Origin of the sequence: Vibrio chagasii, assembly GCF_002954585.1 — a bacterium.
Classification (GTDB): Bacteria; Pseudomonadota; Gammaproteobacteria; order Enterobacterales; family Vibrionaceae; genus Vibrio; species Vibrio chagasii_A.
Map to the genome: position 1 here is coordinate 1,598,747 of NZ_MSCI01000002.1, position 13,035 is coordinate 1,611,781.

The following is a 13,035-nucleotide window of genomic DNA, read 5'->3' on the forward strand; positions in this document are numbered from 1 at the left end:
CGGTACCCGCTATACGCCTTCTAGGCAAGAGTAAGGTTCTAATGGCCTACTGCTTTGTTTTCGCACGCTGCTGCAAATGCTTTATAAAGGCGGGAACCTTTTTCGCTATATGTTTTCGGGAAGCATAAAATGCATATAGAACTAAGTCTGCAGGCTGATATTCGAGTTCTACGATTTCTAGTTCACCAGCTTCAACCTCTTCACAACAGAGTTCAGCTGGCAGGATAGCAAAGCCTAAGCCGGCCAAGGCTCCAGCCTTAGCAAGCTGACCACTGTTGACCTTAAATGATGATTTGACTCGCTGTGTTACCCATTCACCATGATCGTCTATAAATACCCAAGGCGTTCCGTCCAATGCGGTAAAGCTACTGATACAGGGCACGTGTTTTAGATCTGTAATCTGAAACGGTTTTGAGCAGGTTTGAAGAAGTTTAGGTGAAGCAACGACGACACTCGGCCAACGTTGGATTTCTTTAGCGATCCAACTGTTGTCTTCTAACTTTCCTCGATGAAAACTGACAATAACGTCAAAGCCGTCGATCAAGTCCTCTTTTGGACTGATGCTGGTATCACAACACAGTGATATGGATGGGTACTGGTTGCAAAAGGCAATGACAGCTTGAGCTAATTCGGCAGAGTCAGGCATTAAGATGTTTAACTGCCCCTGCACCTCTTGAGAGTGTTGTGTGACCTCTTCTATCGCCTGGTTGAGTTTATCCAACAAGGGCTGCGTGCGCTGATAAAGATGCTCTCCAGCTTCCGTTGGAGCAATACGACGCGTGCTTCTCACAAACAGTCTTACGTCTAGTTGTTGCTCTAACAACGCAATATGTCGGCTAACATTTGAAGTCGGTAAACACAGAAACTCTGCCGCTCTTTTGAAGCTATTATTCTCATAAACACAATGAAAACTCTTTAGCCATTGCTGATCAATTTTATTCAGCATATCCCCTCACAGATAATCCCATATTATTGGATTATAAAGCCAAATATTGCCACTTTATTACCAAAGTCAGGCTTATACAATATTCATCACTCGAACAATGGTAATAAAGGTTATCCATGAGCTGGCTAGAAAAACTATTGAATAAGAATAACTTAAAAAGTAATCGTAAAGCGTCAATCCCAGAAGGTGTCTGGATCAGCTGCCCTTCTTGTACCCAAACCTTGTACCATATCGCACTCAAGGAAAACCTACAGGTGTGTCCAAAATGTGGGCATCACATGCGCATGACAGCACGTCTTCGTTTAGACACATTTCTAGATAACAGCGAGCGAGCGGAGTTAGGTACTGAATATCTACCAATAGATCTGCTCAGCTTTAAAGACAACAAACGCTATACCGAGCGACTGGCCTCTGCACAAAAAAGTACAGGAGAAAAAGATGCACTGGTCGTGATGAAGGGCGAGCTACTTGGAATGCCAGTTGTCGCATGTGCTTTCGAATTTGCTTTTATGGCTGGGTCAATGGGATCCGTTGTAGGCGCTCGATTTGTGGATGCAGTCAATGAAGCAATTGAATCAAACTGTGCACTGGTATGTTTTTCAGCCTGCGGGGGGGCGCGCATGCAAGAATCACTCATGGCGTTGATGCAAATGGCGAAAACCAGCGCTGCGCTCAAACGATTGTCTGAAGCTAAACTGCCCTATATCTCGGTACTCACCGACCAAACCTTTGGCGGTGTCTCAGCCAGTTTAGCCATGCTGGGCGATATAAATATCGGTGAGCCTAGAGCGAGAATCGGGTTCGCGGGTCGAAGAGTCATTGAACAAACGGTACGGGAAAAGCTACCTGAAGGTTTTCAACAGAGTGAATTCTTACTCGAACATGGTGCTTTAGACATGATTGTAGATAGGCGCAACATGCGTAAAAAAGTGGCAAGACTTATCGCCATGATGACCAACACCACCCATCAAAAAGCGTGAGCTGAAAGAGCGAAGGCACTTAATATAGAGCAGCTCTAAGCCCTATTTATTTTTCCACGATTGATTTTACCACTGCCCCACTCGATTACTTATTCGAGGAGGCAGTGTAACCTAACAGCTCAGCATCACTGCGGAGACGAGTACAAGGTCAATTATACCGTGACACTCTTGTTTTGAAGATATTCAAGGTATTGATTTAAAACCTCTATATCATCAGAACGTTCGAGTGCTTTTGGATGAGTTTTACGAATCGTATCAATGCTATTTTTCACATCCAAATATGATAAAACGGCTTGTTCGGATTCGATGGAAGGTTTGACGTAAGCCTTAGTACCCTCGAGCACATTACTCAAGTCTAAACGGCTCTCGTTGAACATTTGTTTCATTATCACTGCCGACTTAACCATACCAGAGCGACCATCACCTAACGCACAATGGACTAACACATTCCCTTCGCGTGTACTCAATAAGTCCAGTACCCGATTCGCTAGACCATCGATATCTTCACTTAAAGGCTGTGTAAGGGCTTTGATTGAAAAGAAGTCCTTAATATACGTCGTCTTGTTAGAGATATACTCGATATTGTGACTCGCTAGTTGCTTAGTTAGTGATACGATCTCTCTTGCCGACATCCCAGAATCAAGGGAGATCAATGCCGAGACATTGTTTTGTTTTAGGTTTTCACAAAACGTCATCAGCTGCGCGCCAGTAGAATAGTTTTTATTAGGTCGACCAATCGAACCAATCCTAAGCTCGGGGTGAATGTGTATGTTCTCAACTTTCCCCTTAGTGTTAGTAGCCTTTTGAGCGATAGCTTTTTTGAATATCGGCTTCTGAACACCTTTTATCTTGTACTTTGCAGGGGTAGATTGGCTAAACTTAGTGCCACTCCAATCTACCTGGGTTGGTACAGTACCGAACTTTTTGATTTTTACTTCAACGGGAATCCCCAGCTTCGCTGCGGCAATAAACCTGTGCTGTCCATCCAGAATATGAATGCGGCCAGTTTGTGGAGAACGCCAACCAGAAATCAGAATCGGTTCATCCGCCTGCCTTACTATAGAGACCTTTTCATCGATAATAGATTGAAAAACTTCAGGCTGAGCTGGCAATGGAATCTGATTATCCGATACGACTTTTCCAACGGGTCCTTTTCCATTAAAACACCAGTCAAACGTCTCAAGTACAACGTTTCCAGAAGAGGCACCGTAAGCACTATTCACTTTAAAGCTGCCCGCACCACCACTTAAACCCATCGTTTTGATGGTTTCTAAACGTTCACTGGTTTCTTTCAGGAACTTGTACTTTTTAATCGCTCTTATCTTACTTTTTAGATCGCCGATGGCATCGCTCGATATAAATTTAGAACGGCGTATAAATTCGTCAGAGATATCGTTTACAACGCTTCTCATGAAGGCCGTTTTAGATAAACGAATCACTCTAATATTTTTCACTACACAAGCATTTACAACAACAGAGAGGTTAACGTTCAACGCCTTAGCAATCGGGGAAAAAATGGGAATGATGTCTGCTAGAAGTACAATTGAATCAAGAAAAATCGACTCAACATCTTGAATATCTACTTCATAATCAGGATCGTTTATCATCTTCTGCGCGACTTGTAAGAACGGAACCTTGTTGTTTAATGCAGCTTCCATTGAGCTTTCAGTAAACAGAACTTCCTTCATTTCGACCAATTTGTCGCTCAGAGATAACTTAAACTCATTGGCAACCAAATCTTTCAAAAGATAATTCTCTTGGAACTGTTTTTTGGTACCTACCTTTTTAAACGACTGAGCAATCAGGTTAAATTTAAGGAGCGTCGTCTCTTGTACTGCGTCCCACATAAAGTTATCAAATCTATGATTGCGCAGTAAGAAAGGTTTAGGTTGCTCCTGAGTGTCGTCAAAACCTGTTGGAATGTTCAATTTAAAGAAGATAGCGTTTAACGCTTCGTATGATACATCTTTCCAGTTCTCATCCGGTTTAGGCAACACTTCAATCAACTGAGTAACAAGCTCATTATCGGCCCCACCTAGGTAAGTCACTCGGTGATGGAATGCAAATGTGCTGACTAAGAAGTGGCGATGGTTGCTATCTTTAGCGAGAACAATTCTGCCGCTCATACCTAGATGAGTTTGCAGCATCAGCACCGCTGGTTTTATCGCTAAAGATATAGCCTCTGTCGTCGGAGCAGACATAAACAAATTAGCAAACAGAGCAATGAAAGCCTTCACTGAATCATCACAGTTCGGAAATTTCTCTTCGACCAATCGATACGCTTCAGCAATACCCTCTGCTTTACCAACCACGTAGTCATCAAGAATATTTTTAATCGCATTCTTACTGTAGAAAGGCAGTATTATATCTGCGGATGAAATAATGCTGACATTGCTATTCAAGTCACTTTGATAGATTGATTGGTCACGAATCAGAGTGTCCAAATCCTGCTCGAAATCAGAGTTTTTATATTCGACAAACTGCGCATAATATTGACTGTCCGAGTTGAAATTTTCTCTACCTACTATCTTTTCAATAGCGAGAGTTGATTGGCTTTCATCCCCCTCCAGCTCCATGACTTCAGAAAGTACACTAATTAAATTAATAACATCATTAAATCGTTCTACTACTTGAGGTTTTTCATAAACAATAATGTCGTCTAGCTTGATAGTGTCACTGTAAAATAACGCCATGGTATCCATTACCTGAAACTCTAGACCATCCTTAGACTCATCTCGGATCAGAACCTTCTTAGGTATATTATTTTTTAATAATATTTGGTCGAAGGTTTCATCCAAATAATCCAATGAAGCGCTCATCTCATCAGATATTGCTGTCATTTTCACCAAAGCTAAACGAAAAGCAGCTTTATCATCACCTTGAGAACAATCATGATAGATCTCTACCTCTCTCGTAGCATCACTAAGTACTTTAGCTATATTAAATTCATCTAAGCTGTCGTGAATATTCCCACTCAATGCTCTTTGTACGATAGCGTCTACTTTTTTCTGTGAGATTTTAGCACCCGACTCGGGAATAAGCTTAATCTCTTCTTTGAAACCTGAATTGCTGAGTGCAAACAATACTCGGCGCTTCTCTGCTTTAAAAAACGTATAAATAAGAGCGCTTTCTAACCTAAAGTACAAACTACTTTCGCTGTGCTTTAAACTCGTGATTGCACTGTTCAATGGTTCCCCTAACAGGCCTTCATCGCGACGCTCGAGAAGGTTTTCGATATAAATCATTGTTCTCGCAATGCTTGATTTAACAGCGAGATTTCTAGATTTTTCATCACTTTTATATCGATAGCTAATCGTGTTCATCACACTTACTTTCAAGTTTTGTATGAAAATCAAGCTATTTAAATCATTAATCTTGCTGACTATATAGTGCCTTACGTAGTACTTATCATCGATAGCCTTGTAATCCTTTAAAGAAAGAGATTTATACTCAGCAAGCTCCTTGTTAACAACTTCTAGAATTTGAGACATTTTTTGTATTTTTTCTAGGTTGCTATCACTATTTGAGCATATAACTTCAATTTCTTTAATATCCACATCTCTATGTGAACCATTTAACAACACAAGCTATTTCCTTATTGATATTTTAATTGGGATATTGATGATAACTTACATTATATATATTTTTAAATACCTTTAATTATATCAATAGTTACTAATTTACTAATTTACTAATTTACTAATTTACTAATTTTTATTCCCGAAAATTATAATACCAATCAATTAACAAAATTTCATATTCGCCACCGTGATAAAAGGCTAAATCTCATTCATATTTATCATCTCAACTGGTTTGAGAAATCAATTCTCAGATATACCGTTTTCACATTGAGTAACGTCTACATGAATAATACTTCTAGTCTTTTAATTTATCTAAATTAATAGTGGAAACGGAACAGTTGAATGATTTCAAAAGACACCATTTATCCTTCACTAATCTAACCATCGTTATTAATGAACGAACATGGGCTTTAGCTCAAGTGTTGAGGAAACGTAGCATACTTTAATCCACTCCTTTTTTGCCTGTCATTATGACAATTATGATAGCCCTGAAAAAAACAGTATATAAAACATGAAGTAATAACTGGCATAGAAGTTTCATACTCACTTAGACAACCCCATAGATGCTTAGACAAACAAAAGGGACTTAGCATGAAACGACTATCGGTTATAGCAGCAGGACTGACAGCGAGCTCAGTGAGTATGGCAGGACCATTTACGTCTTGCCCAAGTGATGCTTACCTAATACAAGGTAAGCCAGCCTCAGTGTATTCCGTTGACTTAGTGACAGGTAACAACAACCTAGAGACAGCAAGTATTGGCTTGGGACAGTCTGGCTTTAATGCGGCAGGTTTCAGTGAGAATGACGGATACCTATATGGCTACGACAGCACTGGCTCTAGGGTTTTGAGGATGGGCAGTGATTTTCTAGCATCAGAGGTAACTGTTTCAAATTTGCCTAATTACAGTTTCATCGCTGGTGATGTCTATGACGACTATCTCTATTTCTACAACAAAACGAAAGGTATCTTCAAAATTAACTTAGCCCCCTTAGCGTCAAACTCCTCTGCAAGCTTAACCATGCAAACCGTCAAAACTTACAACAGCACCAAAGCCAACCACGCAGATATCGCAATCCACCCAAATAACGGAAAAATTTACGGTATCGACAATAATACCGGTGATTTGTTCGAATACCTTCGCTCGGACGGAGCTAGAACGAATTTAGGTGATACCGGGTTGGGAGGAAATAGCTTTGGTGCACTTTATTTTGACGGTGCCGGCTACCTTTACGCCGCCAGTAATAGTTCCGGTAATATCTACAGAGTCGATTTAACTGACCCGACAAACATAACGAATGTTAACGGTGTTTTTTTTGCAAATGGTCCGGCATCCGGTTCAAATGATGGTGCACGATGCGCTAGTGCAGACGCGGTTCCAACTAACTCTAACATTGATTTTGGTGATGCCCCTGACACTTACAGTACTACGTTGGCGTCAAATGGTCCCCGACATGACATAGATGGTGTGACTTATCTGGGTAGCATCTCTCCTGATGGCGATTCTGGGGCTCTTACAGACGATAATGCCGTTGGTACAGCCGATGAAGATGGCATCGGTTTCGTCGCAGCCCTAGATCCTGGATTAAGTTCAGTTATTGAGGTAACGGCGTCCTCATCTGGTTACTTATCTGCTTGGTTTGATTGGAACCGAGACGGTGACTTTGAGGATGCGGGAGAGCAAGTCTTCACTGACACGCTGCTCAATGCTGGTAGCAACTCTCTACCATTCATCGTCTCTCAGTCTGCTACAGCAGGGACAAGCTGGAGCCGTTTTCGTTTCAGTCAGCAAACAGGGCTTAGCTACAACGGTGGTTCAACGTCTGGTGAGGTAGAAGACCACCCCATTACCATCACTGCAAATGGCTACGCCGTTGAGTATTTCCCAAGTGTTGACGACTATGCTTCCGTCGCCTTTGAGGACAACTGGCCGTACACGGCAGATTATGACATGAACGACGTCATAGTTGATCTCCAAATTACTGAAACCACATTGGCCACTCATGTTGAAATTATAAAAATTTCAGGGAAGCTGGTGTCCTATGGGGCAACGTATCAAAATGGCTTTGCTATTCGACTGCCAGGCATCACACGAAGCAGCATTGAATCAACGTTGACTACGTTGAAGTTTGATGGTGTTGAACAACCCTCTAACGGCTTAGAAAGCATATCCGATGAAGCAATATTTATCATCGGTGAAGACATGGGTGTGCACGCAAACAATAGTAGCGGCTGTACTTTCTTTAGAACCGAAACGGGCTGTGATACGAGTGCCTCTTTGTTTAGCTTTACCTTAGAGGTCTATTTTACCGAAGGCTCTGATCGCTCATCAATTACCGACATGCCGTACGACCCATTCATATTTGCGACACCAAACACTTATCACGGCGAAGGGCTCCCATTCCACCCAGGCAGAACTTGGGAGGTTCACCTCCCTGGACAAGCACCTACAGAGCAATTTGATACAAGCTTGTATGGTATTGGTGTCGATGCCAGCTTAAACGGTTCAAACAACTACTTTAAAACTGCAACATACCTTCCGTGGGCGCTACTAATAATGGAAGATTGGGAGTGGCCACTTGAATACATTGATATCGTTGACGCTTATCCAGAGTTCCAAGCTTGGGCTGAATCAGGGGGTGTCACAGATGAAAATTGGCACCAATCACCAGCAGCCGGCAAAACCTATAATCTTCCATAGAGAGAAAATATTATGAAATACTTATTAATAGTTCTGACAGGAGTTTTGCTTACTGCATGTGGGGGTGGTTCTGGAGGTGATAGCTCTGGCGCTAATGCTCCAGATGCGAGCAGTGATGTTAGTCAACCCCCAACAGCGAAGCCAATATTAGTATCACAAGAACACAATCCAACCATGCAGGATTTAGTGATTCCAGATGGGTTTAACTACGATCCAGTAAAGACCGGTTCACTGGATGTCGATATTAGTGGTTTTTCTTCACAACGTGCGCATTTGAGCTTGTATAAGCAATACCAAGAAGAAAGTTCAGGACACTATAAAGCGGATTATCAAAGCAAAGTGGTCTCTGTTCCTCTAGATAGTGGTAAGGCGAAGTTTGACTTTAACATGTCTGATAGCCAGAAGAGTTTACTGGTTGAAATTTGGTTTTACGATGGAACCGCTCCTATAAGACGCGTTATTTCACCAAACGAGCAGACCTTTACATATTGACGCTCCACGATAGTCAATAGCGCCCTTTTGTCCTTGAAAGTCGCATTGTTCCTTCGAATATGCGACTTTCTTTATACAAGCACTAGAAGTACAAAAAAGCCAACACTAACCAAAATACAATAGAAATAGCACAGTACTTTCATCGATTTAAAGGCTTCATTGTGTCCCACCTGGCCATGGGAGGCGATCTCCAACTGTATTGGATGTTTTGTATCACACTCAAACAACAAAACCGTTGTCATGATAATAAACAGATATGATTAACATCAAGGGAGAAAGAATGCTCAACACTCCTTTTATTCCAAGAAACGAACAAAGCTGTTCTCTATCAATCTGCTCACTATTAAGCTTTCAAAATAAGCATTGAGTCAAAGTGAAAACTTAACTCTATGTATGCTCATGTCTTTGAGCAAGTTATCGTAAAATAACAACTCGCAGAGCGGAAGCCCTAATGGTAACTAGTATGAAGTCTAAGTCTTTAAGTTGGATTCCAAGTAAATCGGGATCAATATTAGTACAAGTGACTGTAAATAATTTCTACTAATCAGATCACCTAATCAAGCTATTTAGACTAACAACATAGTATTATTTTGTTACAATCTCGCAGATTTTTATTATCTTTAAAAACAGTAAGTTATCAACAAAACCAATATTATCAGCATCGACAATAAATTTTCAATTTATACATACAGGTATTTTATGTTTGGAATAAAAACAATAAAACTAGAAAACCAATCACTTAAAAAACAACTCGCCGAACTAACAAAGAAGCATCATTCTGATATTAATGCTCTCGAAATAAAATTAAATAAGTCGCAAAACCTTGCTCAATCGGCACATCAACAACATCGTAACAGTAGTGAAATGATGTCTAATTGCTTGAAAGGTGGAGATATGCTCAAAACCATTCAAAAAGAGATGGTTGAAAGTGCTAAATCGATGGCCCATGAAAACCAAGAGCTTCAACAGCTGGATGATATGTTTAAACAAACACATCAAGCATTGGTGCGCCTAGACAACCGAGCAATTAAGATCAGCGATCAGGCGTCTCAAAGCATTCAATCTGTCGATATTTTGGATCATACCGCTGGCGCTATTTCTAACCTGGTATCGACTATCCAAGAGATTTCAGACCAAACTAACCTCTTAGCATTAAACGCTGCTATTGAAGCTGCGCGCGCAGGTGAGGCTGGACGCGGATTTGCAGTCGTCGCTGACGAAGTAAGAACCCTTGCGGGTAAGGCTAGTGAAGCTAGCGAAAAAATTGACTCATTAGTCAAGCAAGTTTTGGGGCAAGTAAACGCGATAAAGACCTCTATTGGGGAGAACCAAGTTTGCGCTGAAGAAGTGTCAGCATCTTCCGCGCAAATAAGCTCTATTGTTAACGAAGTGGTTGTGAAGTCGGAAAACATGAAGCAAGTGATTCATATTGCTTCTACTCGTGCGTTCTTGGATTCGGTCAAACTCGACCACGCTATCTGGAAAAATAATACCTATCGCCTACTCCAAAGTGGTTCATTCACTGAAACCATCAACACTCACTCAGAGTGTCGCTTAGGCCAATGGTATTATCGCGGTGATGGTAAGGCTTACAATCACTTGAGAAGCTATCAATTGCTTGAAGAGCCACACAAACAGGTACATGACAACGGTCGAAAAGCCATGAGTCAAGCTGCCTCAGGGGATACAAAAGGCGTGATCACAGCGGTTCAAGCAATGGAAGAGGCGAGTATCCAAGTTGTGTTTCAAATTGATCGTTTAATGAATGAAATTATAGAAACTGAATCAATGTAGTTTTTGTCGAGCTCATAGATACCGTTTAGACCAGAGATTGAACTAGTAGATAAATACCAAGCATCTTGATATCTTCAAATTTTATTCGTGGCACCCTATAGTTGTAGAGTGCCGCTAAATAATTGGATTTGTGAGTAAAAGTTGGTATTCCCCTACGATCAACCTTCTACTTTGCACCACTAGCGGCATTGTGTTGTTTCTTGGTTTAGTAGCTTTATTTAATCAAACAACTGCTGTAATTACCGTACTGATGACAATGTCAGCCGCTTTAATCTTTAGACTTGATTCTTCGAACCCAAAGCATTGAACTCGTTTTGCTATTGCCGCGACCGCATGGGGTTTAACTCAAGCTGTCAGCTCTCTGCTACTTATCAGTGGGTTAACTTTTTTAGTTACCTTTGGCTCCTGAGTTGCTTTACTTGCAAGCGCTGCAATCAATGGCTCCCTTTAGAGTCGCCTGGCATGTCTAGCCAAATTATAGATTTCGGCGATACCGCAACCATTCAGAAAGCTCAATGAGAACTCTGTATGTTTGTACTCAACCGAACATTTCCCGTTTCGGAATATACGAGAATTAAGTGAATATTCCTTTCCAATCTTTTAAGTTTGATTAACTCGTAGTGTAAGCCCATTTTTGTACTTCAACACTTGATTTAGCTTTCGGTAAGTAAATAATACAACCCCACCCAATATAAGTTAAGTTTCACATGTTTAAGTATCCAGTATTACTTGCAACCCTGATATTAACTGTTGTTACTCCAAGAGATGCATTTGCTGAAAGTGAAAAGCCCGAGCGTGACAGTGATGATTATGCTAACTATGTCGTCAACACTGGTATGCAGCAACCTCTAACACGTACTCAAAGAGCAGCTATTTCTTCAGCAATAACACAATCGGTCGTTTCTAGCTATGGAAGTATTATCGATCGCCATACAGCAGCTTCAATAGAATACACATTAATAGATGCGCTATTTAATTCGCCAACATTTCAACATGCTATTTCTTTTGGTCTACATAATAACGAAGAAAATGTAGGGCAAATTCTCTTTACCAATGAATACGAGGTTAATGAAGAGCGCGAAGGAGATTTTTCCGATGTTGATGACGTAGAAATTGACGATATCGAAGATTCTGATGCTGAACAAGTGCCAATTATTGCAAGCCATGAAGCTCGCGAGAACGACTACGGTACACCTGTCGTGAATATAGGCGTCGCACCTAGCATCCATTCAAGCGACTACCCATGGTGGCAAGAAGCATTAATTCATGAGGTAATTCATCATATTACAGGTTCATCTGACACCGATAGTCTGAACAGACATGGTCCTACCGAGACTTTAGCTCAAAATGTGGCAAATGAGCTTAATTGGCCAATCCCCACTTTCTCAGGATATGGAGATCCTTCCAGAATACAAGCATTAAAAGAAAGAAACTTTTCTGCTTTAATTCAAACCATTAATAGACACCCTTCAGAGGCATCTGCATTACTGCAAAGAATATCGATTATCGCAAGAGGCTCAAAGGCTTCTACGAGTTTTAGTTTACTCACTTCGTTCTGCTCATCAATGAATGTCGACTTACCCGATCGCCCTAACTTTGATGACGACGACTTTAGTATGGGGGCTGCTTTCTTTACAGGCGCTAGCGCAAGTAACTCAGGCCAATGCAGTTTTGATGTGAAGGATCGAGCTAAGCCGATAAGTGATTCTATTCACTTTGAAGGAGGACAGTTTCTTATTAAGAGGGATCTGATCAACCTGAATTTGTCTGTCGCAAAACTTGCATTTTTAAGAGCTAAAAATGGCGGCGGCTTTTATAATAAAAACTGGGCGTCTTGGAAGTCGTGGTATAAAGCGTCCGCTTGGAAGCATCTATTGGGATTTGGTTTGTATGGATACGGTCAGGAACAAGCTCAGGGTAATGACATTTACAATCCATATGGAATCCGATTTAACGATGGTTCATTTTCCATTGGCGTCGTAGGAAGAGATATAAACAACAGTACCAGGAGTGATAATTTTACCACTCTCGCGGGCACTAACTGGCACACAATTAGATACGCTGGTCAGATGTTTTTTGATCTAAATGGCAGACCCGTCGCACTCGTTATAACGGACCCTTTAACTGGAGGACTTGGTTCTGGTTGGTCATTCGTCTACACCAACGGACAGTGGCAGTACGAGTCACAAGATGATTGGGATGAACGCCTGCTCAATCACTCGGTGTTATCAATGGATAGTGATGCCCCCCAATTTTCTTTATAAATTCCTTCAGATGAAACAAAGACAAAAGCAGCAGAATCACTTTCTGCTGCCTTAAAGCTTCCAACACTCCTTAAAATAACAAGCTAGCTTAAACGTAATGATTAACGCTCGGTAGCTTTTGCAATAGCTAGCGCATAAGCTACATAGAATCTCATTTCGACACTTTAAAGCCGTCGAAATGTGTCCTTTCATAAGAAGTTCATATCAAGAATATTTCAAATAGAAAACTTCACTTTTACCTACCTACTGATAGGTATTGCCATCGAATTTAAAAAAGC

Annotated in this window: 7 protein-coding genes; 5 read left to right on the forward strand and 2 right to left on the reverse strand. The window is 41.1% G+C overall.

Translation table 11 applies throughout. The features are described 5' to 3' along the window. Positions 1–46 precede the first annotated feature (46 nt). Positions 47–946 carry a LysR family transcriptional regulator gene (locus BTO10_RS15550; protein WP_105025144.1) on the reverse strand — a complete coding sequence of 300 codons (900 nt, stop codon included), beginning with the start codon at positions 944–946 and terminating at the stop codon, positions 47–49. A 116-nt stretch (positions 947–1,062) separates the two neighbouring features. Here BTO10_RS15550 and accD point away from each other — a divergent pair, with 116 nt between their 5' ends. Next, positions 1,063–1,926: an acetyl-CoA carboxylase, carboxyltransferase subunit beta gene (gene accD / locus BTO10_RS15555; protein WP_105025145.1), complete on the forward strand. Its 864-nt coding sequence runs from the start codon at positions 1,063–1,065 to the stop codon at positions 1,924–1,926. 152 nt (positions 1,927–2,078) lie between these two features. Here the strand turns inward: accD and BTO10_RS15560 are convergent, their stop codons facing one another. After that, positions 2,079–5,510, reverse strand: a complete 3,432-nt coding sequence (locus BTO10_RS15560) for a dual specificity protein phosphatase family protein (protein WP_105025146.1) — start codon at positions 5,508–5,510, stop codon at positions 2,079–2,081. Positions 5,511–6,098: 588 nt separating this feature from the next. Here BTO10_RS15560 and BTO10_RS15565 point away from each other — a divergent pair. The 4 genes from BTO10_RS15565 (at position 6,099) to BTO10_RS15580 (ending at position 12,757) form a co-directional block, all read left to right on the forward strand. Beyond that, positions 6,099–8,207 (forward strand): LruC domain-containing protein, encoded by a 2,109-nt coding sequence (locus BTO10_RS15565; RefSeq protein ID WP_004741754.1) that lies wholly within the window; start codon positions 6,099–6,101, stop codon positions 8,205–8,207. 12 nt (positions 8,208–8,219) lie between these two features. Beyond that, on the forward strand, positions 8,220–8,699 hold the full coding sequence (locus tag BTO10_RS15570) for a hypothetical protein (protein ID WP_105025147.1): 480 nt from the start codon (positions 8,220–8,222) through the stop codon (positions 8,697–8,699). Between the two features lie 699 nt (positions 8,700–9,398). Beyond that, positions 9,399–10,493, forward strand: a complete 1,095-nt coding sequence (locus BTO10_RS15575) for a methyl-accepting chemotaxis protein (protein WP_105025148.1) — start codon at positions 9,399–9,401, stop codon at positions 10,491–10,493. Positions 10,494–11,200: 707 nt separating this feature from the next. Further along, positions 11,201–12,757 (forward strand): M85 family metallopeptidase, encoded by a 1,557-nt coding sequence (locus BTO10_RS15580; RefSeq protein WP_105025149.1) that lies wholly within the window; start codon positions 11,201–11,203, stop codon positions 12,755–12,757. The last annotated feature ends 278 nt before the right edge of the window (positions 12,758–13,035 follow it).